The organism is Chryseobacterium gleum (assembly GCF_900636535.1).
In the GTDB taxonomy this organism is placed as follows: Bacteria; Bacteroidota; Bacteroidia; order Flavobacteriales; family Weeksellaceae; genus Chryseobacterium; species Chryseobacterium gleum.
The window spans coordinates 2220935-2244485 of sequence record NZ_LR134289.1 but is presented as its reverse complement, the minus strand read 5'-3'; the positions used below and the strand labels follow the sequence as shown (position 1 = coordinate 2244485).

Here is a 23551-nt window from a genome sequence, read left to right as displayed (position 1 = left end):
TGTTGAATCTGTTATGAATAATTTAATGTATTTTATTCATATTCATTATTTGGTGATATAAATTTAGCGAAATTTGTTTAAATAAAGTAATTATTTAGGTTAATAATATGTAATTTATGTTATGAATCATGCTTAATGAATGATAATTGGATGGTTGAATATTTTTTTGTATATTTTAATGATATGATATCAAACAGTTGAAAAAATAAAAAATATTTTAATGACCTTTTTCCTTTACTTTCTCATTGTTTTTATCATGTAACGGGTTGATATGTTGTGCTTTAAAATTAGGTACCACAAAATGGAAAGCTGTTAATAAAAATCGTTATATTTGATTAACAGACTGAAAAGACATATGAATTTTATAGAATGCCATGAAGAGCCTATCCATATTCCGGGTTCTATACAAAGTTTTGGCTATTTGATTGGCATTGATGCAGAGCTCCATACCATTACTTTTTTTAGCAGGAATATTTCGGATTTATTTAAAATCGGAAACTCAGAGGAGCTTTTCGGAAGAAAACTTACTGATTTTCAGGAAAGTTTTCAGGGCATTATTGATTCAGAAATCTATACTTCACTGGACAAGTTTACCAGACGCAGTAATGAGACTTATTTCGATAAAATTTTTATCAACGGTAAAGAATATCATTTTTCTGTTTTCAGAAGTGAACTTTATATCTTTCTGGAATTCGAAGCGGTACTGATTAACCCGAATAAACGGATTTCCAATAAGTATGATAATTTTTATATCATCGATAATGAAAAGGAACTCTGGAATCATCTTCTGGAAACCCTTTCAAAAGTGGTAAACTATGACCGGATGATGGTCTATAAATTCATGATGGATGGTTCCGGAAAGGTAATTGCTGAAAAGAAAAATGAGAATATGGAAAGTTTCCTGGGACTTCATTATCCGGAATCTGATATTCCGAAGCAGGCAAGGAATCTTTATCTGAAAAAAAGGAAACGAATCTTCAGCAATGTATATGCAGATACAGTTCCGGTTCTGAGCAAAAGCCCGGATCATATTGATCTTACTTTCTCAGCATCCAGAGCCATGTCACCTGTTCACGGACAATATCTGAAAAATTCCGGTGTAGCGTCAAGTTTCAGTGTTTCTATTATCATTGATGATTACCTTTGGGGTCTGGTAACATGCCAGAATGTGGAACCGAAGCATATTGACCTTGAAGATAGGGTACAAGCCGGTATTTTTACAGCTCTTGCTGCGAATGCTTATTCCTCTTTTAAATCTAAAAGCGAACTGAATTACCGTCTGGAGCTGAATGAAAGAATGTCTCAGCTGAAAACTGAGTTTTTAAAACATAATATTTTGTTTGATTCTCTTATTGAATGTAAAGAAGAGATCAGAAACTTACCTGAAGCAGACGGACTTGCCATTGTTTCGGAAGAAAATGTGATAACAGATGGCAGCACACCTGATCTTGAAAGTATTAACAGGATCGTAAAATGGGCTCTTGATACTACCACTGAACGTATCTATGTGAGCAGAAGCTTTCTTAAAGATCATGGTGAAGAGCTTGGGCTTTCTGAAAATGCGGCAGGAATCATCATTTATTTTATCGAAAGGGAGAAAAATGAAATGCTGATCTGGTTTAGGAAAGAATTCGATGAACATATCAACTGGGCCGGGAATCCGGAGAAAACAATAAGTGTTTTTTCGCAGAACGGAGAAGAAAAACAAATGATCTCACCAAGAACTTCTTTCCGGATTTTTACAGAAAATATAAAAGGACAGTCTAAGAGATGGAATTCCAGAAATATAAGTGCTGTACAGACTGTAAGGGACCTTATCCTGGAAACGTCTCATAAAAATTATAATGCGATCAAAAGGCTTAATGATGAGCTTAAAAAAGTAAATGAAGAGCTTGATAGTTTTTCTTATACTATTTCGCACGATCTTGGTACACCGCTCACCGTAATGAAACTGAATGCTCAGATGCTTTTGGGAAATCTTACGGATGATTCCGGGAAAAGCAAAACCAAGATCAATACAATTATTGAGGAAATCGACAATATGGCTGAAATGATGCATGATGTGCTGCAGCTCAGCCGTGCAAAATACAGTGAAATCCAGCTTGAAAACCTGAAAACGGTTCATACGATTGAGAAGATCTCTGAAAATGCCAAGATGACCTACGGAAGTCCTAACAGTGAAATTATCATTAAGGAATGTCCGGACGTATTGGCTGATAAAACGCTTCTTCATCAGGTGTTTCTGAACATCATCAACAATGCCGTAAAATACTCTTCTCATAAAGACGTTCCCAAAGTGGAAATTGAAGGAACAGAAGACGGACAGACCATTATTTACAGAATTTCTGACAATGGAATTGGTATTCCTGAAGAAGAAAAGCATAAGATGTTTAAGATCTTCAACAGGATGGACAATGCCAAGAAATTTAAAGGAAATGGAGTAGGTCTATCTATTGTACACCGAATCATGAAAAGAATTGGAGGAAATGTTGATTATGAAAGTAATAATGAAGGGACTTCCTTTATTTTAACTTTCAAAAAGCCTTACATTTGAGAAACTTTTAAAACGTTATTATGGTAACAGAATATCTTAAGCAGAATACAGCAGACTATCACGATGCAGCAGAAAAACTTTTTAATTCTGAAAAGATTTTCAACAAGACTTTCACATTAGAGGATTACAAAAAAATCATCCATACCAATTATCTGATGCTTCTTCACAGTGAAGATAAAATATTCAGCAGTCTTTCTGATAAGTATGCAGAAAAACTTCAGCTTGATTCACGAAAGAAGCTTTTCCTTATCGAAAAAGATCTGAAAAGCCTTTCCCTGAACAATCAGAAGGCTTCTTATCATCTTGAATTTGACAATGAACATGAAGCGCTTGGAGCCATGTATGTAATTGAAGGTTCCACTCTTGGTGGAAACGTTATTGCAAAACAGCTTTCGAAAACGGAAGGTTTCGATGAGGTAACTTTCAACTTTTTCGGATGCTATCATGAAAATACAGGACCAATGTGGAAGAACTTTAAAGAAGTTCTGGATATGGAAGTGCCTGAAGAAAACTACAGTGAAGTGCTTTCCGGTGCGAAAAAACTCTATACGTTTTTGCTGAACGTCAATTAATTCATTTAATTCTAATTAAATTCCTGAAAGATTGCGCAATTTTTCAGGAATTGTTAAATTTGGGGAGTTTCAAATTTAAACTTAACTAACAAAAAATAATTTAAAAAGTAACAATATGAAAGTAACTGTGGTAGGTGCAGGCGCTGTAGGAGCAAGCTGTGCAGAATACATCGCAATGAAGAACTTCTGTTCAGAAGTAGTTTTGGTAGACATTAAAGAAGGGTTTGCTGAAGGGAAAGCAATGGATTTGATGCAGACAGCATCTCTTAACGGATTTGATACAAAAATTACGGGTACAACAGGAGATTACAGCAAAACTGCAGGTTCTCATGTGGCAGTAATCACTTCAGGGATTCCAAGAAAACCTGGAATGACAAGAGAAGAATTGATCGGTATCAATGCTGGTATCGTGAAAGACGTTACTGAAAACTTAGTAAAACATTCTCCGGAAGTGATCATCATCGTGGTTTCTAACCCTATGGATACTATGGCTTACCTTGTACACAAAACTTCAGGTCTTCCTAAGCACAAAATCATCGGAATGGGTGGTGCATTAGACTCTGCAAGATTCAAATACAGATTGGCTGAAGCTTTAGAAGCCCCAATTTCTGATGTTGACGGTATGGTAATCGCTGCTCACAGTGATACAGGTATGCTTCCATTATTAAGCAAAGCGACAAGAAATGGTGTTCCTGTAACTGAGTTCTTAAGTGATGAGCAGCAAAAATATGTCATCGAGGAAACTAAAGTAGGAGGAGCTACGCTTACCAAATTATTAGGAACTTCAGCATGGTATGCTCCAGGTGCAGCGGTTTCTGTAATGGTTCAGGCCATTGCATGTGACCAGAAGAAAATGATCCCTTGTTCTTTAATGCTTGAAGGTGAATATGGACAAAATGATATCTGCTTAGGTGTTCCGGCTATCATCGGAGCTAACGGAGTAGAATCAATCGTAAACGTAACATTGACTGCTGAAGAGCAATTGAAATTTGCTGAAGCTGCTAATGCAGTAAGAGAAGTGAATGGAGATCTTAAATTTTAATATTTATCCGCTTTAAGCGGGGATTAAAATAAATAAAATCCGGCTGTTTCATTTTTGAAACAGCCGGATTTGTTTTATGAATATGTTAATGGTGGAAAGATTTCGGCGCGGCCGGAGGCCGCGCCGAAATCTGATTATAATAAATCTGTTATCGCTTCTTGTTTCCATAAAGCGGGTAACAACCTTAAAACCCCTATGCTCGCGCCAGCGTCAGACTACTGTTGCGGTCAACTTACCTTAGGTATTGTTAATATGTCAGAAAATCATATTTTGAGAAGGGTTTTCCATAATGGAAATTATGATACGCTGTTCTTAGGAATTCTTACCAGGAGGATAATGACCCAGATTTGAAGAATGGTCTGTACTATACTGATGATTCCCAGTACAGGATTGACAAACAAATTTTTCAAAATAGAGGAAAACCCGAAAAGCCCTAGTATAAAGGTTACTATAAGAACGTATTTTGCTACTTCATTCCCTTTTCCTATAAGATAGCCTATTCCAAAAATAAAGGTCAGAGTCGCTATTCCGACAAAAATAGATAATCCGGAATTGAAAGGATCATAAGCCCAGATAAATCCTGCAATGCCTAATGCTCCACACACATACATGATATTGGAAGCTTTGGTATGGTTGGGATGTATTGTTATTTCCTGTTTTTTGCCAAGAACCGCCGTTCTGGAAGCAATGAGCGCTGATTCTTCATCAGTAAATTTTCTTCCTCTTGACTGCAATATTTCATAGGCATATTGTACTGCCTGTGGAACAAATTTACTATTAGGGTTAATGTATTTTTCAAGTTCCTGACTGGACATTTTTTCCAGTACATTTTTTTTAGTATCCATTATGGTAATTAGGTTTCTGCGAAATTAATCAAAATGAAGGAGATTACGGAGTAAAGATCTTTGCAGTTATAAGTCTCCCTCGATATTTCAATTATTTATATTTTTCAGAGTTCCGAAATTTTCTCAAACAATTCAGGGTAGTTGATTACTAATCCATTTTCATCCACCGAAATTTCAGCTTTAAAATCGGTTTCAATATTCTCATACAGATATTTATTAACAGCTGTCCGTGTATATTGCTGCTGGACCGGTCTGATATGATGGTTTAAAACATCGATGTAAATAACATCAATATTCTGAGAACCGTTCTCTGAAAGTTTTAAATTGTTGATCGGTAACGTATTGGTGAAAGGAGTCAGAGAAATGTCTATGAACTTGAAATTATTAAATTCAGAATGCACAACACCGTTGATTTTCCAGTGGTTTTGATTTCTTTTTCCTGAAAAAGTTCTTTTAACTGTATTGATCTCTGATTCAATCAGAAAATCCTGAACATTCCAGTCTTTATCACTAAGAATCTTATAATTTAAAGCATATATTTTATCCTTGTGGCAGCCAATGATTTTCGATTCTACAGTATAATCTTTATCGTCTGAATGTAAATTAAAATATTCAAGGGATTGATAAAAGATTCCTTTCCAGATTAATGTCTTCATATCATATTGCTTTGATTGTTGTGGCTTTTTGAATGGCTTTTAATGTCAGCGGGATACTCTTCTGTTCCGGATCCTGCTTAATGTTTCTCTTGCAACTCCCAGAAATGAAGCCAGCTGCGTGAGAGATATACGCTGAATCATATGAGGATGATAGGTTTCCAGATGTTCAAGTCTTTCCTGTGCTGTATAAAGCTTGAACAAATTGGAAAATTCTTCCTGTCTGGAGGCAAACTTGCGAATACAGTGACGTCCTAATGTCTCAATTTCAGGGACTTTAGCAGCGGCTTCAAACAATTTTGTTTTATCAAAAATAATGGCATGAAGTTCCTCACAGGCAATCATATTAAACTCTGATTTTTGACCGCTTCCAAAACTGCTGATATTGGTAGTGATCTCGTTCTCGAAGAAAAATCCGGTATTTTTAATATCACCTTGTATTTCATAATAACTTTTGCAATATCCCTTTTCAATATAAAACAAAGAGTTACAGGTGTCTCCTTTCTGTAACATCAGTTCATTTTTTCTGTAAGTTCTTTCTGATAGGGCAGACTGAAGCGTATGCCAGCTTTCATCGGAAAATGGTGTGAGTGATCTGATATAGTTTAGAAGATTTTGCATGATATCAGAGCGATCTTTTTTGCAAAAATAATAAAATTAAAGAAGACTATTTGTACAATTAAGTTTAGAAACGGATTATATAAGATTGATAAAAATACCTTTATTTTGGTATAGAGTCAGCTATATAAAGATTCATTTTATCAATTTTCAGAATATTGGTATCCTTCGTGTACCAACCTACAAATTTTTCATATTCTGCTTTATTATTAATGAGCCAGTTATTAAACGCTTCTTGATCTCCTATCTGAAATAGGTAATAATTATAAGCATTAAATAGATTGTTATCATCCAATATTTTTTGATAGTTTAATAAAACATTTGACGGATTATTTTTGTATTTCAGATATTCCCTCAATGCTTTTCTTCTGATATCTGACAAGTTTTCCAGATTGATTTCTTTTTTATCGACAGTAGCGAGTGCAAAATATCCGCTGTAAAGAAGACAGAAAGGAAGAGGATCAGTAGGTTTACTGTCTTTTTTAATAGTAATAAAGGCCTGGCAAAAATCAACTGTTGTACTTTTATCTTTGAATTTTATTGCTTTTTTATACCCGTCATATAAAAGTTGACTCATTTCCTGGCTTCTGGAAGTGGTGCGTTCCAGATTTAAAAATATTTCACCATAAACAAGACCGTATAGTATATTATTAGAATTTAAAAATAATTTGGCTACTCTGTAATAGTTTGATGGATATGCCGGTTCTGTCTTTATTCCGTTTTGGTAGCTTTCAATGGCCTCTTCTATTTTTTTTTCAAGTTCAAAAACAACCCCTCTCTCCAGATAAAGTTTTCCGGAAGACGGATACTTTTTTAATCCTTCATCATACGTCTTTATAGCTTGTTCAGGGTTATCGGCATAATCATAGGCATTGCCGAGAAGGGCAAAATAATAGTCATCTATATTGGGATAATCTTTGATTTTTTCTAACAGTGATATGGCACTTTTATAGTCTTCTTTTCGGATATAGGCAAGTGCAATTTCATACGGGTAGGTGTAATCTTGTGGATCTTTTTTTTCACATTCTCTAAGGATAGCGATACCCTCATCATATTTTTCTTTATCAATAAGTTTGACAGCGTCATAAACTTCTGCACATTTAAATGTCTTTTTCTGTGAATATATGAATGAAAAGGTAGTGAGTGCAACTATAAAATAAGTTTGTCGTAACATGAGTTTTTTGATATTAGTCCTAATGCAAATATGCATTTTTTTAAACTAAAAAGAGCGGAAAAACCGCCCTTAACAAAATTTTATCTAACAAGTATGCTTTAGATATAAACACATCCGCATCCTGTTTCCCATTCCTGGCAAAGACGCATCGGTTCATTACATCCCGGATTACCGCCGCCACCGCCGGAAACTCTGTAACAGGTACCATCACTGCAATAATAAGAACCTATTGTAGGAGGACAGTTGCCATCAATATCACATATTGCATAAGGGGTGTCACCTCCGCTGATCAGGACAAGCTGATTTCTCTTTAATTTTTTCAGATTTTTCATAGTAATCATTTTTAATTTGTTGATTACTAATGTATAAATTTTTTAACACACCAGCAAGTGTTTTAATTGAATAGAGCTAGAGATTAATAATAACGACCTTTCTATTCCACATCTAAAGTCATGAAAAGAGCAATTTCTTCCGCATTTTCATACAATCTGGTGTTCAGTCCGGTAATATTGAATCCCATTCTTCTATAAAACTGTATGGCCGGGTAATTGGTATTTTGTGTTTCCAGTTCAATGACCCGGCAGTTTAGTTTTCTTGCTTCTTTAATGGCGTTTTTAATCAGCATAACTCCGATTCCTTCCCGCCTGTGTTTTTCATAGACCAGAATATTTTCAATATAAAAACTATTGTTCCACGTTCTTTGCTCACAGATAATCCAACCTGCCAGTTCTTCATTGATGAAAGCACCAAAAGAATTTCCCTGTGCAATGATGGTGTTCAGGTCTGCAAGGTCTTCAGGAGTGGTTTCCCAGATTTTAGTATAAGACAAAGACTTTTCTTTTAAAATAAACTCAAATGAACCTCCAAATTCAATAGAAGAGACTGCATATATTTTGTCTGTTATATAGCCGTTATGCCCCCAGCTCAGACCCTGGTCGGAAGTTAATTTTTGTAATTTTCTTATTTCCACATCAGATATTTTTAAGCTTATTGGATTTCGGTGCAGATTTCTACAAGATAATTGTTGATATCTTTAATGTAAGCCGTTTTTTGGCCCCAAGGCTTTACAGCAATATCTTCATAAAGAACAGCCCCGTTTTTTATTGCTTTTTCTACCAAAGCTTCTACATTGTCAGTAGTGAAGCCTAATTCCATCCCGAAGGGTTTATCTTCTGTTTTTGCAGTTAAAAATCCTTTTTTGATATTGGAACCTGCAAGGCTGACAGACGCGAATGAAAGAGTAGTTTCACCAGTCAGAAGTTCTCCGTAGTCTTTTTCAGGAGTCATGAACTTTATTTCAGAGCCGAAAGTATTTTTGTAAAAATTCATGGACTGTTCTACATCTTCAACATATAGGATGACATATTTGAATTTGATCATATTTGAATAATAAAGGTTTTATTTTTTATTGATAATATATTCTTCATCCACCATCAGTTCTGTATGGGGCCCTTGTAAAGGATATTCTTTGAAACTTCCGAAATGACCGAAGTGAAGTGGATATTTTTGAGTAAGCAAACGTACTTTACTTCCGAAAGAATTGATATCAACCTTTTGTAAGGTATTTTTTTTCTGTCTGCCATTGGTGAAAAAGAGCATCAGGTTACAATGATCTTTAAAATCAAAATCATTATAGTAAAATACATGGAGATTTTCTTCTCTGCAAATCTGCGACAAATCATTAATAAGATCTTGCTTATACTGTAAAGGCAGATTACAGTCAATTCTGGCAGCATAATGTTCTGCATTACTTTTTTTGAAATCCGAACCCACCATCTGGATAAAACGGTGTTCTATGTTTCGGAATTTTTCTCTTTCAGGCGGGTAGCTTTTACTGGATTGAATGGTAAAAGGAATTTCGGAATCTAACAATACAGCATTTTCACGTATCAATAATTCTTCGATTTCTAACGCAAACTGAAAATGAAAATCAAAAAGCATATGGTCACCAATATTGATGATCAGTTGATTTTCATTAATATTCAAGTGTAAATAAGTTTCCTTGAAGCCCGCTTTTAATTCTTCGAGTTTCAGGATAAGATCATCTGTATTTTCAACACGGACTCTTGCTGCCAATTCGGCTGGGTTATCGGCGTGTCCGCCATATCCGGGATAAAATTTGAAAAATTGAAAGTCATATAAATTGTCCGGAAATCTGAAATACCAGTATACGCCTAAAATCATAGAAGATGGATTGATGAATTGTACAATAATCAAAATTAAATAAAATTTCACACTCCAAAACTTTCAAAACCCTTAAATTTGTGGTCAATAAAAATTTTACTTGGATGCTTAGGAACATTTCAATTGCGGCAGCTACTTTATTGTCCGTAGTTACAATCAATGCGCAGAAGAACAGAAACACTCAACTGGAAAGACCAAAATTAGTCGTAGGGCTGGTAGTAGACCAGATGCGTTGGGACTATCTGTACCGTTTTTATGGTAAATACGGAAATGATGGTTTCAAAAGACTTTTGAATACAGGATACTCTTTAAATAATGTACATATTCCTTATGTTCCTACCATTACAGCTTTGGGGCATACATGTATCTATACAGGATCTGTACCGGCTATTCACGGGATTGCGGGAAACGACTGGACAGATAAAGAAACTGGTAAAGGAGTTTACTGTACTGCGGATGAGAGCGTTCAGCCGGTTGGAACTACCAATGCAAAAACAGGAAGTCATTCTCCGAAAAATCTTTGGTCTACTACGGTAACTGACGAATTGAGACTGGCTACCAATTTCCAGGGAAAAGTAGTGGGTGTTTCTTTGAAAGACCGTGCCTCGATTCTTCCTGCAGGTCACACGCCTAATGGTGCCTTCTGGTTTGATGACAGCACAGGAAATTTCATTACAAGTACATGGTACATGAATGATCTTCCTCAGTGGGTAAAATCATTCAATGCGCAGAATCTTCCGGAAAAATTAGTGGCAAATGGCTGGAATACGTTACTTCCAATAAATGAATATACGGAAAGTGCACCTGACAATTCACCTTGGGAAGGTCTGTTGGGAAGTGCCAAAACGCCTACTTTCCCTTACAGCAACTTAGCAAAAGATTATCAGGCTAAAAAAGATAATATCCGTTATACACCTTTCGGAAATACGCTTACATTGAAATTGGCTGAAGCATCTGTAGAAGGTGAAAAACTGGGTGGAGATAATATTACAGACTTCTTAGCTATCAACCTTGCATCTACAGACTATGCAGGACATAAATTCGGACCGAATTCTATTGAGGTAGAAGATGTTTATATCAGATTAGACCAGGATCTGGCAGAATTCTTCAAATATCTTGATTCCAAAGTAGGAAAAGGAGAGTACACGGTGTTCCTTTCTGCTGACCACGGAGGCGCGCACTCTGTAGGGTTCCTTAAAGAGCATAAAATCCCGACAGGTTTCTTCGGAGAAGATGCAGAAAAGAATCTGAACCAGAAGCTGAAGGAAAAATTCGGAGCTGATAAACTAATCAACGCCATCGATAACTACCAGATTTATTTTGACAGAAAAGTATTGGCGGACAGCAAGCTTGAACTGGATGATGTAAGAAACTTTGCAGTGAAAGAAATTGAGAAAGATCCGACGGTTTTATATGCTGTTTCCGTAGATAAAGTGCAGGAATCCAGCATTCCGGAACCAATCAAACAGAGAATTATCAATGGAATCAACAGACAGAGAAGCGGAGACATCCAGCTGATCTCTCACGATTCTATGCTTCCTCCATATTCAAAAACAGGAACTACCCACAGTGTATGGAATTCTTACGACTCACATATTCCATTGATCTTCATGGGATGGGGAGTGAAGCAGGGAGAAAGCAATAAAGAATATCACATGACTGATATTGCTCCTACAGTATCTTCTTTACTGAAAATCCAGTTCCCAAGTGGAAATGTAGGAAACCCTATTACTGAAGTTATTGGTAAATAAAGTTGAAAATTATATAAAATAAAAGCCGTTCCAACGCTGGAACGGCTTTTATTTTGGTTATGATGCTCTTATCATTTGCTGAATTTCTTTCTGAAACTTCTTATTTTGTCTTCGGACCTTTACAATGAAGTACAGGAGTACAGCCATTATAATACCTCCCAATGCAACAGAAGCTGTTATTATGGAATTATGATAAGATTTCAGCTTTTCGCTTTCTAAATAGGTTTCTCTATTATGATTATCAATAATCTGATTAATGGATTTCAGTTCGTTCTGCTTTCTCCTGAAACGCATTTCCAGGTATTTTTTGTTATACTGCTGATAGAGATTCTGTTCTCCCAGAGCAAGATAATTATCAGCTAACTCTTTGTAAATGCCTTCGTTCAAAATAATATCGCCCGTATTTTTACACAGGTTTTCTGCTTTTAGCAAAAGATTGATTGCTGATTGATTTTCATGTTTTTGCCTGTAGATTTCAGCAATTCCTTTCAAGGCAAATGCTTCCAGACTTTTAGCATGATTTTTCCGGGCATAGTCCAAAGACTGAACAAAAGCTTCCTGTGCTTTATCAATTTGATTAAGATTAAGATAGCAGTATCCGATGTTATAGTATACCACACTCATATTAGCGTAGGTGGTTTTCCCGGAGGATACTTTTTCAAAATTCTGTATCGAAATTAGAAACTTTTCCAGGGCAATTTCTGAATTAGACTGACTCTTGTAAATCATTCCCTTTATAGCATAACTTCTTGCGGTTTCAATATATTTGAAAGGAGTTTTTTCCGGTATTCTGGCCAGATACTGATCGGCTTCGTTCAATGTTTCTAAACTCTTATTGAATAGTTCCATCTGCTGATATTGAATGGCAACAGAAATAAGAACACTTGCCTGGCTTTTGAAATCGTTGGTTTTCTGCGAGAGTTCCTTAGCTTTTAAAATATACTTTAAAGATTCCTCGAAGTTTCTTTTGGCAATATTCGCTGTGGAAAGCAGCATGTAAATATCAATGGATGTACTGATATCCGGATTTTTCTTTAATAATTGTTCTCCGGTTTTAATGGTATAATCGGGGTTGTCATAAATTTCAAGCCGGGCTTTTCTTATTAATTCACGATCCGGTATTTTCTGAGCTTTCATACCGATACAAAAAGACAGAAGGATTGAGGTTATTATTTTAAAAAAGAGTTTCATACAGTTTTACTTTTACTGATTTCCTGAATATAGGTATTAGGAGACATCCCGGTGACAGACTTAAAGACCGTAGTAAAGGCACTGTGCGATGAAAACCCTGAATACTCTGCAAGATAGCTCACTTTATAATTGAGAAAAGTAGAATCATTCTTTAATAATTGTACAATATGATTGATTCTTAGTTTGTTGATATAGCCGTTAAAATTTTTCTCCTTGTTATTAATAACTTCTGAAAGGTATTTCGTATTAACTTCCATTTGAGAAGAAAGCATGGATAACGACATATTTTTATTCAGATAATGACCGGATTTTTCGAATTCTTCAAGTTTGCGAAGAATCTCATCTTCTTTTTCCCTTGATATTTTGGTAGAACCGGAATCTTTTGCTGTTGCAGTAACCTTCTCTGGAATGGCAGACTGAGACTTGCGACTGATCTGTTTTTCAAAGAAATCAAATTGTTTTTTTAAGTCTTTACCTTTACTTTTAATACTTAAAAAATAAGCGAATAGTCCCAAAATTATCAAAGACAAAATGAGCGCTAACGGCCAGAAAGATTTAACAAACATCAGCTTTTGAAATTCAATATTTTTATTCTGACTGGTTTCCACAAGTTTTACAAGATACCGTATTCCTTCCCTGGAACTGGCATCTGTTTTTGTTTTTAAATCATTGTAAAGTTTATTGTACTGGTGGTACTTTGCATCATCATGAAGTGCATAATAGCTGCGGGATAATGACTCATAGATTTTAATTTTTAAATTATTGAAAGGCAGATCTTCAATCAGTGAAAGTCCGGCTTCCAGCTTTTCAACAGATGCTCTGTAATCCTGCTTCAGAAAATAATATTGAGATAGATTTTCATAGGCAAGACCTAATAGAAATGGCTGGTTTTTCTGATGCTCAAGATCATCAATAATACTTTTTATAAGAGGTTGATATTCGATAAGTTTATTTTGTTTCAGCAGATAGGAAGAACGGAAAATCCTGTTTTCCAGTTTTAATATTTTATTTTCTTCATTCTGACCGCTGAGGTATTGATTGCTTTTGTCCAGATTTTGCAGCGCTGTGGGATAATCCCGGTTGATCCCTGAGTTCAAAGCCTGAAGCTGATACAGTTTTGCGGTAGTAACTCTTAGAGTCGCATCGTTACTTTTAAGAAGTTTCTGATCAGACAGGAGATAACTGATAATTCTCTTAGACTGATTGTATAAACCCAGATTCTGATACTGATCAGCAAGGTTATAATCACCGAAGATCTGCATAAAATAAGAAAGATTATTGTGTTCAGGATCTTCTTTTTGAGCAAAAATATTCACAGATTGTACATAATCACCTTTCATGGCAAAAGCCTGGGAAATAATATTCTGAAGGATCATTTTGTGTTCTGTGTTCTGATCGCTGACAAGAATTCCCTGAGTGTAGCTGATGCATTCGTCAGAATTCTGATAGAGTTTCAGAAATGCCTTATCTGCCAGGATAGTAAAGTCAGGACCGGATTGTGCATTGGTAATAAGGGAAAAGCCAATGAAAATAACAAGGAGAATTTCTTTGCTATGATCAAATAATTTTTGAATGAATACTGGGTTGTTTGTGTTTTTTTGAATAATTCGGGTAAAATCCATATTCAAAATAATATTTTATTATCTGATTGATTATTAATATTTTAAAAATTATATTCTTTTGAAATTCACGAATTATGAAAGTCAATTTCTTTGGGTGTGGTAAATATTATATTAATATTGTTTTCACCAATTAAAAAATCTAAATATAATAAAATATGAAAAAATTTTACAAAATGTCAATGAAAATATTAACAGCTTGCCTTTTTCTGAAATTGGGTATTGTGAAAGCTCAGCTTACTGTAATAGGCTTGGGAAATTATAATGTAGGAGCTGTTTCAGATAATGGAGTGGTAAGCTTGCATACAAGTGCAGGAGCTATATATAAATGGAATGCATCGGGAGGACTTGTACAGATAGGTTCAATATCAAACGGATATCCTGCTGCGGGCAGAACCATAGTTTCGAATGACGGGACCAAGATCTCATCTTCCGTTACAAATGCTGCAACAGGTTTCAATGAAATCTCGACTTATGATGTAGCTACGGCCACATGGGTAAACAGGGGGGGCTGGTTCCTACCGGCTGGGATGGCAGTGTAAGTTCTACCTGGGGAATGACAGCTAATGGCAGTACAATTGTGGGGCTGGGATTCCTGACGGCAGCTAACGCACATGCTGTGAAATGGGATGAAGTAAACGGAATGGTAGATCTGGGAAGTATTGTTCAGGGACGAAGCTCCAGGGCAAACGCAATCAATGCTTCAGGAACGGTAATTGTAGGATGGCAGGACGAATCAAACGGTACCAGAAGTGGTGCGAAATGGCAGGATGGAGTGGAAAGTTTTATTACAGATAACAATGGAAATAATGTTGGAGAAGCGGGAGGTATTTCCGCAGACGGAAGTACGATCATCGGTTCAGCCAATCCTAATCCCTATGTTTGGAATGCAGTAAGCGGACTTACTTATATTACGCATCCTAATGCATCATTCAGTTTCAAGGGAGGCGCAACAGGAATTTCAGGGGATGGAACTAAAGTTATTGGATATTACAGAGCATTCGGAGCACCTCCAATGTCTGGCGAGGGTTTTATATGGACCTCTGCCACCGGAAGAGTTAATCTGAATGATTATGCGGTATCCTTAGGAATTGCCACCAATGGAGTGACGATGGGACTTCCTCTGGCTATTTCTCAGGATGGGAAGAAAATTGCCGGAATGGGTGTGAATGCTTCCAATCAAATGGTTGCTTTTTATCTGGATACATCTGAATATTTATCAGTGAATGATGAGGTAAAAGAAAAAAACAACATGGATATTTATCCTAATCCGGTTACTGATATTCTATATTTTAAAGGCACAGGAAAAATAGAGAAGGCAGAAATTTATAACTTGGTTGGACAAAGGGTGAAATCATTCAATACTGTAGAAGGACAAATTGATGTTTCATCCTTGTCAAAAGGAGCTTACATTCTGGAATATTCAGTGAAGGGAGAAAAGCAACAAACTTATAAATTTATCAAAAAATAACATATATAAATAGTAAAGTAGTGGGATGAATGGCTGTTTTCAATATTGAAAACGGCTGTTCTTTTTTGTTTACGTACCCAAAAGATAACATTTTTAAGGCGAAGCACGGTTTTTTGGTGAATACACATAAAAAACTATCTTTGCAAAAATTTTGGTTTCCAGTATTTTGGAATGAAAAGGGAATCGGGTGTAACTCCCGGACTGTCCCCGCAACTGTAAATCGCAACACAAGTTTCTGCAAAAAGCCACTGTTTAACAACGGGAAGGGGCAGAATGCGAAAGTCAGGAGACCTGCCAGGATTATAACAAAAAACATATTGCTTTCGGAGGAAAAGTAAAAAGGTATGGATATAAAAAGATCTTTAGTACTGCTTTTTTCATCTTATGGTTGTTTTCTTTTTGGACAAGAGAAAACCATTGACACTATTTATGTCTTCGACAATCAGATGAACAGGGTGAAGCTTTTTCATCCCGTAAAAATAATTTCAGCAGAGGATGCTGAGAAGAACTCCAGCAACCTTTCGGAACTTCTGAGATTTCAGTCACAGGTATTTATTAAGGAAAATGGCCGCGGCGCTGTTTCTTCACCTTCTTTCAGGGGAACTACCGCCCAGCAGACTGCATTTGTATGGAACGGAATTAATATCAATTCCAATTTTCTCGGGCAGGGAGATATCAACAATATCGCATTGTTCGGGTATGATCAGATCGGAATAAAAGCCGGCGGCGGAAGTGTTGTCTATGGAAGCGGAGCCATTGGGGGAAGCATTCACCTGAATAATACCCTTGATTTTAATAAAGGCTTTCATGGTTCCCTGTTTTCTGAAGTGGCTTCCTTTAATACTTATAATAATTTTATAAAAGGTTCTTACAGCAATGATAAGTTCAGTTTTAAAGCTTCAGGAAATTATTCTGTAAGTGAAAATGATTATAAGGTAAGTGACCTTAACTACATCAATAGAAACGGGAATTATTACAATACAACGTTCAATGTAGGTGCATCCTATAAAATTACGAACGATCATAAAATTTCATGGCAGAGCCAGTTTTTTGATTCTTCACAGCATTATCCTGTGTATGAGGAAACAGGAACAAAAACTAAATATAAAACGCAGAGCGTAAGGAGCCTCCTTTCCTGGGACTGGAACAAAACAAAGTTCAGCAACTCCTTAAAAGCCGCTTATACAGAAGAAAATTTCCAGTACTTTGGTTCGTTGACCCAACCTAAATCCAGCAGTGGAACAGGGAAAAATTATATCTTTAAAAATGATTTTAATTATTTCCTGAATTCAAAATGGAATTTTAATCTAATAGGAGAATTTCAGGTCAATAAGGGAGAAGGTTATCAGAACGGGATATCCAGTGTCAGCAGAAATATAGGATCAGTTTCAGGATTATTACGATATTTTGCAACGAAAGATCTGCGTTTTGAAGGTGGATTTAAAAAAGATTTTGTGGAAGATGTAAAATCACCGTTAATGTATTCTTTCTCCGGAAAATGGAGCGCTGCAAAATGGTATGATGTGAGCATTAACGTCTCCAAAAACTTCAGATATCCTTCATTTAATGATATTTACTATGAACCGGGTGGAAATAAAGACCTAAGACCGGAAACCTCAACTCAGGTAGATATGACTAATGAGTTCAAAATGGGAGATTTCAGGCTTAGCTTTTCTCCTTATTATATGGATATTACAGACCTTATTGTATGGCTGCCAACCGCTAAAGGATACTGGCAGGCTTTTAATGTTAATAAAGCAGAATCTTACGGGCTGGAATCTCAGCTGTCATTCAGCAAGCAGTTGGGAAATCATAAAATCCGGGCGAATGCAGGGTATTATTATGCAAAATCTATTGATAAAGAAACCAACATGCAGAGACCTTATGTTCCTATACACAGAGGAAACATTAATGTGGATTATGAATATGGTTTCTTTAAATTTTTTACCCAGTCACTGCTGAACGGGGTTACCTACACCACAAGTGATGAAAAAAGGTCAGAGGCTATAGATCCTTATTTTCTTTTAAATATGGGTGTTTCTGCAACTCTGGCAAAAAAGTATACTTTAGGATTTAAAGTGAATAATCTAACCAATACCTACTATAAAACCGTTTCTTTCTATCCTTTACCGAAAAGAAACTATAGTGTGTACGCAGCAATAAATTTTTAATAATTAAAATTGAATAAATTATGAAAATAACTAAACTTTTAACTGTCTTATTTGCAGTGGTACTATTGTTTAATATTTCTTCATGTACAAGTGACTCTGCCGAGTTTGACGTTTCTCCGATCACTTACCAGAACGGATATTTTATCTCTAATGAAGGTAATTTTAACAGCCAGGGAGCTAAAGTAACTTTCGTTACGAGAGATTTAAGCCTTAAGCAGGATGATGTATATGGTTATAACAACAATAAAGAGATCCTGGGTGATGTTCTTCAGACGATTGGCCTTAACGGGAATAAAGCTTATCTTGTTTTGAATAACTCAAACAAAATTGTTGTAGTAGACCGTTACACATTTAAGAAATTGGGAGTAATCACACAACAGCTTGATAATCCGAGAGGAATTGCTTTCGCTAATGACTTTATCTATGTTGCTAACACTAATTTCAGTGCAAATACTCAAAGTATAACTAAGTATAAAGCTTCTGATTATTCATTTGTAAGCAAAATTAACATGACTGAAGTTTCTGATAAAACAGTAGAAGCGGGAGGAAATATTTTCGTACAGAATGCTTCATCAGGATATGGAAACAAGATTACTTATATCAATACTTCCAACGACAGCAAAACTGAAATTACCGTTCCGAATGGTCAGATTGGAAATACTGTCTCTTACAAATCCAATGTTTATACAATTTCTTCAACAGCTACAGATTCTTATATCTATAAGATTTCAGGTACCGGAACCCTTACACCGGTAATTACACTGACAGGAATTCCAAGTGCAACCAACCTTCAGATTGATAATGATAAATTATATTTCAGCTCAGCCAATAAGGTGTATACAACAAGCTTAACTGCTCCGACAGTTCCTTCCAGTCCATTATTAACAGCTGCAGATGGTGGTCCTTATTTTACATTGTATGGATTTAATGTTATTGACGGAAGAATTTTTGCTTCTGACGTAAAGCAGTTTACACAAGAAAGCGAAATGGTTATATACTCAGCAGCTACAGGAAGTAAGATTGTTACCGTGAAAACAGGAGGTATCGGTGCTAACGGAACTTTTGTAAACCCATAATAATTTTTTATTTTTTCATCATTTGTGTTTTTTTCCGGCCGGTTTCGAAGAAACCGGCCGGCTTTGTTTTCATAGTAAGCAAAAAAATCCGGCGTGATGGAACATCACGCCGGATTTTTTTATATTTTATAATCTTGAATTATATTGTTAATCCCAGTTTTTCAGCTTCAGCAATTACAAACTTTGTAGCTTCTTCTTTTTCATTGGGAATTTCACCCTCCAGGATTGCTTCTTTTACTTTCTCCTTTAAAATACCGATTTCACGGCCCGGCTTAAGATTGAACATTTCCATAATCTCTTCACCGGTAATAGGCGGCTGGAAGTTTCTTACCTGATCCTTTTCTTCCACTTCTTTGATTTTTACCGCCACATATTCAAAGTTTTTTTTGAACTTCTCCTGTTTTCTGGAGTTTTTCGTGGTAATATCTGCCTTGCAAAGGGTGAAAAGATCTTCCAGGTTTTCTCCGGCATCAAATAAAAGTCTTCTTAAAGCAGAATCTGAAGCGTCATCAGTGATCAGAGCAATGGGCCTTGACGAAAGCTTTACCATTTTCTGAACATATTTCATGTCACTTCCCAACGGCAGTTTTAGTCTTTGGAAAAGTGTTTTAACCATTTTTGAGCCTAAAAACTCATGTCCATGGAACGTCCATCCTGTTCCTTCCACAAATTTTTTGGTTGGAGCTTTTCCAATATCATGAAGCAAGGCAGCCCAACGCAGCCAAAGGTTATCTGTATTCACGGAAATATTGTCAACGACCTCCAATGTGTGGTAAAAGTTATCCTTATGTGTTTGTCCTTCCACTTCTTCCACACCCTTCAGTTCAATCAGTTCAGGAATAATCAGCTTTAAAAGACCGGTTTGTTCCATTAATCTAAGACCAACAGAAGGTTTTTCAGAAAGCATGATCTTGTTGAATTCTACCATGATCCTTTCCATAGAAACAATCCTGATTCTTTCAGCTTCCTGCTGGATAGCTTTCAGAGAGTTTTCCTCAATTTTAAAATGTAAAGTAGAAGCAAAACGCACCGCTCTCATCATCCTTAAAGGATCATCAGAATAAGTCTGCGCAGGTTCCAGCGGAGTTCGTAAAATTTCTTTTTCAAGATCATCAATTCCATTAAAAGGATCGATCAGTTCTCCGAAATTATTTTTGTTTAAAGAGATAGCCATCGCATTGATCGTAAAATCTCTTCTCTTCTGGTCATCTTCCAGGCTTCCGCCCTCCACTTCAGGCTTGCGGCTGTTTTCTGTATAGCTTTCCTTTCTGGCTCCTACAAATTCAAGGTCAAGCTCTTTATATTTGATCATGGCTGTTCCGTAGGTCTTGAATACGGAAACCTTCAATTTCGGATCTATATCCTGAGCTACATTTTGGGCAAGTTCAATACCGCTTTGCTCCGTTACAAAATCTATATCCGTAGAAGCTTTTCTGTTCATCAGAAGGTCACGTACATAACCGCCTACAATGTATACGGACTGGTGATTCCTTTCTGCTGCTTCAGAAATGATTTTAAAAAGTTTTAAATTCTTATTTTGATTAAGATTAATTTTCATTGTTAATAACAGTGTCAATTTCTACCGATGTTACCCATTAATCATAATGAGCATACATTCTACTAATTTTTCCATCTTCATTAAAAAACATGACTTCCACAGCATGTTTATCCATAATCGACTTATAAAATAATGCTACCGAATCTACTCCCGCCGTAGAATGGATCAGATCAAAATGAAGGTCCGGAAATTTATCCAGTGCCTTTCTCCAATATTCACGGACAGCTTCTTTTCCTTTTAATGAACTTTCCCTGCCACCTGTGGCCATAGCAATCATAGGAGTGGTGATCTCAATATCATCCGCGTAATGGGACAGAATATCCTCTAAATTATGAGAATTCCAGACATTCACCCACGTTTGAGCAAATTTTTGATGATCCATAGCAAATAGTTTATGAGTTGAGTTTGCAAAGATAGAATTAAAAAAAAGAAATCCTGCCAAGATGAACTGACAAGACTCTAAAAATAAACAGGCAGCTTCAGAATAATTACTCTCTCAGAACTTTTATCCTGTTGTCATTCCATATTTTAATTACCGAAGAACCTGAATATTTTGAAACTTTTTCTCTGTCTTCCTCCACTGCATAATCTACAAGATCAATCATTTCCTGAGAAATATCAGAAAATTTCAAAGGGCTTTTTTCGCCACTGAAATTGGCTGAAGTAGATACAAGAGGTCTGTTTAATTTTGTAATCAGTTTTTTGCAGAAATCATTTTTTACAAGACGGATTCCTATACTTCCGTCTTCAGCAAGAAGCTCTTTAGGCAAACCTCTCGGGTTTTCATAAACAATAGTTACCGGCTTTTCGCTGAGATCAATAATTTCCCAGGCCATTTCAGGAACATCTACCAGATCCTGAAGTCTTTTCTCAGACTCCACAAGGATGATCATGGATTTATTCTTTTCACGCTTTTTGATTTCAAAAATTTTATTGACAGCTTCTATATTGGTCGCATCACAACCAATTCCCCAGATGGTATCTGTAGGATAAAGAATCGTTCCGCCGGATTTTAATATTTCGATAATATGTTCCATAATTGTAAGTGAATTCAAAGAGTGGATAAAGGTAGAAAATCTGTGAGTTTTGGGCAAAAAAATAGGGTGTGAATGTGGCTGTGTTGTTAGGTTTTGGCTAAAGCCAATGGAATTATGTATAATATAAAACGGGCTAAAGCCCGTTCCTATTGATATCTTTATTACGTATTAAAGTAGATCAAAATAAATATATAAACGTCAATTTTATTCAATAGAAATGGGCTTTAGCCCATTTAAAAAATGGATACAAATTCTATGGCTTCAGCCAAAACCTATCACATTTTAAAATTATACTTCTCAATAAATTCTTTATACTCATCAGTAAAACTCTTTTTCTGATGATGCTTTTCCTGATTTTTAATATAATTTCTTACAGTATCCACCATAGATTCGGAAACTGAAACTGCAAAATATTCATCCTGCCATGAAAACTTTCCAGTGACAAGTTTATTTTTATTGATCCAATGAGACGATTCTCCTTTTATCAGTTGAACAATTGTTTCTATATTCTGATTAGATCCCAGAGAAATAAGGCAATGACAATGATCTGAATAGCCATTAATCATGTCTAAAAATATTCCTTTTTCTGTGGAATATTCTTTAATATGTTTCCAGACCTTGAGACGTATGTCGAATGTATTGAGAAATGGATCTCTGTTTCTTGTAGAGAAAACAAGATGAATATAAATTTTGATAAAAGCCATTTGTGTTGTTTTATCAAAAATATTATTTTTTTCAATACGTCAATAAGTTTCGGCTAAAGCCAATGGAATAAGGGTAAATAATGTAAAAACGGGCTAAAGCCCGTTCCTATTGATGTTTTTTATTAATCGGTGGAATATTTTTTAAAAAATTCGAATATCCAATTTAATAGAAATGGGCTTTAGCCCATTTAAACAATTTTAAATAATCATTCGGCTTTAGCCAAAACTTATCAAAATTCAAACGTATTTTTTAATTTCTTTCTACTACATCCATCCCAATTTCGATAAATACCTTTCCTCAATAATACTTAGGTGATGGTAATTGTGTCCCACGATCAGTTTACCGATGGTTTCTACAGAAATTTCATGGCCATTAGCTATACCTGTGTTTTGCAGAGCAGAAGGTTGAAGTGTTTCTAGTAGAATCTGTGAAGACTTTCTTACCAGCTTGTATTCTTCTAAAAGAGATTCCAGGCTTCTTTCGTCTGCAAAAGACTGATCAGCGTATTGATTTTCATCAAATCCGGGAAGGTTGTTTTTTTCTCCTCTGGCAAACGCTAATATCCTGTATTGGAAAACTCTTTCGGTATCCGATAAATGAAGCAGAAGACCTTTTAAAGTCCATTTTCCTTCTGCATAAGCGAAGGTGGATTGTTCTTCAGTAAGGTTGGAATAAATTCCGATGGTTTTGTCTGCTGATATCTGCAGTTCGTTTAACCAATCTCCTGATGGAATCTGATCTAAATATCTTTGGATGTATTTTTGAAATTCGGTCATATAATTTTGTTTTTAGTAGTAATTTAGGGATACGAGTTTTCGAGACTCGGGGTTTGTTAGTGCGTATAAATATTAAAATTATTTATTGCTCATTGCTCATTGCTCATGATTCGTCCATTCATAGAAATTCACGGAATCATAAAGCTCAAAGCCGCAGGCTGGATACAATTGGTTTCCGATATCATTGCTTTTTCCTGTTTCCAGAAGGATACCACACGCATTTGAAGAGCGGCATAGTTCTTTGGATGCCTCAATCAATTCTTTGGAATAGCCTTTACCTCTGTGTTTTTCATTTACGTACAGATCATTCAACAGCCAGTAACGCTGCATTCTTGTAGATGAAAATATAGGATATAATTGTACAAAACCAGTAAGTTTACCATTTTCTTCTGCAACGAAAATTTCTGAATCTTTTCTTTCAAGCCTTTCCTGAAGAAAGTTTGTAGCTGCAGGAATATCAGAGGATTTATGATAAAATACCCTGTACTGATCAAATAATTCTGCGAGTTGTGGTAAGTCGGAAACAACTGCTTTCCTTGAGTTTTTCATAATAT

The 23551-nt window shown here is 35.8% G+C and carries 24 protein-coding genes and 1 riboswitch; of the genes, 8 read left to right on the top strand and 16 right to left on the bottom strand.

Going from position 1 to position 23551, the window contains the following annotated elements; genetic code table 11:
* Nucleotides 1-355: 355 nt before the first annotated feature.
* From EL165_RS10240 to EL165_RS10230, 3 genes are all read left to right on the top strand, one after another.
* Nucleotides 356-2554 carry an ATP-binding protein gene (locus tag EL165_RS10240; protein ID WP_002977418.1) on the top strand — a complete coding sequence of 733 codons (2199 nt, stop codon included), beginning with the start codon at nt 356-358 and terminating at the stop codon, nt 2552-2554.
* Nucleotides 2555-2574: 20 nt separating this feature from the next.
* On the top strand, nt 2575-3126 hold the full coding sequence (locus EL165_RS10235) for a biliverdin-producing heme oxygenase (RefSeq protein WP_002977419.1): 552 nt from the start codon (nt 2575-2577) through the stop codon (nt 3124-3126).
* A gap of 115 nt (nt 3127-3241) precedes the next feature.
* Entirely contained in the window at nt 3242-4168 is a 927-nt protein-coding gene (locus EL165_RS10230) for a malate dehydrogenase (protein WP_002977420.1), read from the top strand.
* A gap of 296 nt (nt 4169-4464) precedes the next feature.
* On the opposite strand, the gene EL165_RS10225 is transcribed toward EL165_RS10230, so the two are convergent.
* The 8 genes from EL165_RS10225 to EL165_RS10190 all read right to left on the bottom strand — a co-directional run bounded on the left by EL165_RS10225 (nt 4465) and on the right by EL165_RS10190 (nt 9693).
* Entirely contained in the window at nt 4465-5013 is a 549-nt protein-coding gene (locus EL165_RS10225) for a hypothetical protein (protein ID WP_002977421.1), read from the bottom strand.
* Nucleotides 5014-5117: 104 nt separating this feature from the next.
* Nucleotides 5118-5669 carry a putative glycolipid-binding domain-containing protein gene (locus tag EL165_RS10220; RefSeq protein WP_002977422.1) on the bottom strand — a complete coding sequence of 184 codons (552 nt, stop codon included), beginning with the start codon at nt 5667-5669 and terminating at the stop codon, nt 5118-5120.
* A 45-nt stretch (nt 5670-5714) separates the two neighbouring features.
* Nucleotides 5715-6287 carry a Crp/Fnr family transcriptional regulator gene (locus EL165_RS10215; RefSeq protein WP_002977423.1) on the bottom strand — a complete coding sequence of 191 codons (573 nt, stop codon included), beginning with the start codon at nt 6285-6287 and terminating at the stop codon, nt 5715-5717.
* A 100-nt stretch (nt 6288-6387) separates the two neighbouring features.
* Complete coding sequence (locus EL165_RS10210; RefSeq protein ID WP_041461410.1) at nt 6388-7458, bottom strand: tetratricopeptide repeat protein; 1071 nt, start codon at nt 7456-7458, stop codon at nt 6388-6390.
* 98 nt (nt 7459-7556) lie between these two features.
* Nucleotides 7557-7790 carry a hypothetical protein gene (locus tag EL165_RS10205; protein WP_002977426.1) on the bottom strand — a complete coding sequence of 78 codons (234 nt, stop codon included), beginning with the start codon at nt 7788-7790 and terminating at the stop codon, nt 7557-7559.
* A 101-nt stretch (nt 7791-7891) separates the two neighbouring features.
* Complete coding sequence (locus tag EL165_RS10200; RefSeq protein ID WP_002977427.1) at nt 7892-8428, bottom strand: GNAT family N-acetyltransferase; 537 nt, start codon at nt 8426-8428, stop codon at nt 7892-7894.
* Nucleotides 8429-8445: 17 nt separating this feature from the next.
* Entirely contained in the window at nt 8446-8838 is a 393-nt protein-coding gene (locus EL165_RS10195) for a VOC family protein (protein WP_002977428.1), read from the bottom strand.
* A gap of 18 nt (nt 8839-8856) precedes the next feature.
* On the bottom strand, nt 8857-9693 hold the full coding sequence (locus EL165_RS10190) for a hypothetical protein (RefSeq protein ID WP_126358620.1): 837 nt from the start codon (nt 9691-9693) through the stop codon (nt 8857-8859).
* A gap of 53 nt (nt 9694-9746) precedes the next feature.
* Between EL165_RS10190 and pafA the strand changes: the two genes are divergently transcribed.
* Complete coding sequence (gene pafA, locus EL165_RS10185; RefSeq protein ID WP_002977430.1) at nt 9747-11393, top strand: alkaline phosphatase PafA; 1647 nt, start codon at nt 9747-9749, stop codon at nt 11391-11393.
* Nucleotides 11394-11450: 57 nt separating this feature from the next.
* Here pafA and EL165_RS10180 read toward each other — a convergent pair whose 3' ends face one another.
* Nucleotides 11451-12584, bottom strand: a complete 1134-nt coding sequence (locus EL165_RS10180) for a tetratricopeptide repeat protein (protein ID WP_002977431.1) — start codon at nt 12582-12584, stop codon at nt 11451-11453.
* On the bottom strand, nt 12581-14206 hold the full coding sequence (locus EL165_RS10175; RefSeq protein ID WP_002977432.1) for a helix-turn-helix domain-containing protein: 1626 nt from the start codon (nt 14204-14206) through the stop codon (nt 12581-12583). Before EL165_RS10175 ends, EL165_RS10180 begins: the two co-directional genes overlap by 4 nt.
* Before the next feature lie 155 nt (nt 14207-14361).
* Between EL165_RS10175 and EL165_RS26295 the strand changes: the two genes are divergently transcribed.
* The 4 genes from EL165_RS26295 to EL165_RS10160 all read left to right on the top strand — a co-directional run bounded on the left by EL165_RS26295 (nt 14362) and on the right by EL165_RS10160 (nt 18921).
* On the top strand, nt 14362-14745 hold the full coding sequence (locus tag EL165_RS26295; protein WP_232529180.1) for a hypothetical protein: 384 nt from the start codon (nt 14362-14364) through the stop codon (nt 14743-14745).
* The gene (locus EL165_RS10170) at nt 14697-15674 is read left to right on the top strand and encodes a T9SS type A sorting domain-containing protein (RefSeq protein WP_232529179.1); all 978 of its coding nucleotides are present in this window, start codon (nt 14697-14699) and stop codon (nt 15672-15674) included. Before EL165_RS26295 ends, EL165_RS10170 begins: the two co-directional genes overlap by 49 nt.
* Nucleotides 15675-15809: 135 nt before the next feature.
* Nucleotides 15810-15987: riboswitch (cobalamin riboswitch) on the top strand.
* A 31-nt stretch (nt 15988-16018) separates the two neighbouring features.
* A complete protein-coding gene (locus EL165_RS10165; RefSeq protein ID WP_002977434.1) occupies nt 16019-17845 on the top strand; it encodes a TonB-dependent receptor plug domain-containing protein in 1827 nt (608 codons plus the stop codon).
* A 20-nt stretch (nt 17846-17865) separates the two neighbouring features.
* Nucleotides 17866-18921: a YncE family protein gene (locus EL165_RS10160; RefSeq protein WP_002977435.1), complete on the top strand. Its 1056-nt coding sequence runs from the start codon at nt 17866-17868 to the stop codon at nt 18919-18921.
* 139 nt (nt 18922-19060) lie between these two features.
* Here the strand turns inward: EL165_RS10160 and EL165_RS10155 are convergent, their stop codons facing one another.
* The 6 genes from EL165_RS10155 to EL165_RS10130 form a co-directional block, all read right to left on the bottom strand.
* The gene (locus EL165_RS10155) at nt 19061-20479 is read right to left on the bottom strand and encodes a CCA tRNA nucleotidyltransferase (protein ID WP_002977436.1); all 1419 of its coding nucleotides are present in this window, start codon (nt 20477-20479) and stop codon (nt 19061-19063) included.
* 37 nt (nt 20480-20516) lie between these two features.
* Nucleotides 20517-20861: a nuclear transport factor 2 family protein gene (locus tag EL165_RS10150; protein ID WP_002977437.1), complete on the bottom strand. Its 345-nt coding sequence runs from the start codon at nt 20859-20861 to the stop codon at nt 20517-20519.
* 106 nt (nt 20862-20967) lie between these two features.
* A complete protein-coding gene (locus tag EL165_RS10145; protein WP_002977438.1) occupies nt 20968-21516 on the bottom strand; it encodes an L-threonylcarbamoyladenylate synthase in 549 nt (182 codons plus the stop codon).
* A gap of 275 nt (nt 21517-21791) precedes the next feature.
* Nucleotides 21792-22220, bottom strand: a complete 429-nt coding sequence (gene tnpA / locus EL165_RS10140; RefSeq protein WP_002977439.1) for an IS200/IS605 family transposase — start codon at nt 22218-22220, stop codon at nt 21792-21794.
* A gap of 264 nt (nt 22221-22484) precedes the next feature.
* The gene (locus tag EL165_RS10135) at nt 22485-22997 is read right to left on the bottom strand and encodes a DinB family protein (protein ID WP_002977440.1); all 513 of its coding nucleotides are present in this window, start codon (nt 22995-22997) and stop codon (nt 22485-22487) included.
* Nucleotides 22998-23093: 96 nt separating this feature from the next.
* Complete coding sequence (locus EL165_RS10130) at nt 23094-23546, bottom strand: GNAT family N-acetyltransferase (protein ID WP_002977441.1); 453 nt, start codon at nt 23544-23546, stop codon at nt 23094-23096.
* Nucleotides 23547-23551: the final 5 nt, after the last annotated feature.

Bases quoted from the DNA above. Each gene is read 5' to 3' on its own strand.
- EL165_RS10240 (WP_002977418.1), top strand. From the start codon at position 356: ATGAATTTTATAGAATGCCATGAAGAGCCTATCCATATTCCGGGTTCT.
- EL165_RS10180 (WP_002977431.1), bottom strand. From the start codon at position 12,584: ATGAAACTCTTTTTTAAAATAATAACCTCAATCCTTCTGTCTTTTTGT.
- EL165_RS10225 (WP_002977421.1), bottom strand. From the start codon at position 5,013: ATGGATACTAAAAAAAATGTACTGGAAAAAATGTCCAGTCAGGAACTT.
- EL165_RS10145 (WP_002977438.1), bottom strand. From the start codon at position 21,516: ATGGAACATATTATCGAAATATTAAAATCCGGCGGAACGATTCTTTAT.
- EL165_RS10160 (WP_002977435.1), top strand. From the start codon at position 17,866: ATGAAAATAACTAAACTTTTAACTGTCTTATTTGCAGTGGTACTATTG.
- EL165_RS10205 (WP_002977426.1), bottom strand. From the start codon at position 7,790: ATGAAAAATCTGAAAAAATTAAAGAGAAATCAGCTTGTCCTGATCAGC.
- EL165_RS10165 (WP_002977434.1), top strand. From the start codon at position 16,019: ATGGATATAAAAAGATCTTTAGTACTGCTTTTTTCATCTTATGGTTGT.
- tnpA (WP_002977439.1), bottom strand. From the start codon at position 22,220: ATGGCTTTTATCAAAATTTATATTCATCTTGTTTTCTCTACAAGAAAC.
- EL165_RS10155 (WP_002977436.1), bottom strand. From the start codon at position 20,479: ATGAAAATTAATCTTAATCAAAATAAGAATTTAAAACTTTTTAAAATC.
- EL165_RS10235 (WP_002977419.1), top strand. From the start codon at position 2,575: ATGGTAACAGAATATCTTAAGCAGAATACAGCAGACTATCACGATGCA.
- EL165_RS10220 (WP_002977422.1), bottom strand. From the start codon at position 5,669: ATGAAGACATTAATCTGGAAAGGAATCTTTTATCAATCCCTTGAATAT.
- EL165_RS10175 (WP_002977432.1), bottom strand. From the start codon at position 14,206: ATGGATTTTACCCGAATTATTCAAAAAAACACAAACAACCCAGTATTC.
- EL165_RS10210 (WP_041461410.1), bottom strand. From the start codon at position 7,458: ATGTTACGACAAACTTATTTTATAGTTGCACTCACTACCTTTTCATTC.
- pafA (WP_002977430.1), top strand. From the start codon at position 9,747: ATGCTTAGGAACATTTCAATTGCGGCAGCTACTTTATTGTCCGTAGTT.
- EL165_RS10170 (WP_232529179.1), top strand. From the start codon at position 14,697: ATGGGTAAACAGGGGGGGCTGGTTCCTACCGGCTGGGATGGCAGTGTA.
- EL165_RS10135 (WP_002977440.1), bottom strand. From the start codon at position 22,997: ATGACCGAATTTCAAAAATACATCCAAAGATATTTAGATCAGATTCCA.
- EL165_RS10215 (WP_002977423.1), bottom strand. From the start codon at position 6,287: ATGCAAAATCTTCTAAACTATATCAGATCACTCACACCATTTTCCGAT.
- EL165_RS10195 (WP_002977428.1), bottom strand. From the start codon at position 8,838: ATGATCAAATTCAAATATGTCATCCTATATGTTGAAGATGTAGAACAG.
- EL165_RS10130 (WP_002977441.1), bottom strand. From the start codon at position 23,546: ATGAAAAACTCAAGGAAAGCAGTTGTTTCCGACTTACCACAACTCGCA.
- EL165_RS10230 (WP_002977420.1), top strand. From the start codon at position 3,242: ATGAAAGTAACTGTGGTAGGTGCAGGCGCTGTAGGAGCAAGCTGTGCA.
- EL165_RS26295 (WP_232529180.1), top strand. From the start codon at position 14,362: ATGAAAAAATTTTACAAAATGTCAATGAAAATATTAACAGCTTGCCTT.
- EL165_RS10150 (WP_002977437.1), bottom strand. From the start codon at position 20,861: ATGGATCATCAAAAATTTGCTCAAACGTGGGTGAATGTCTGGAATTCT.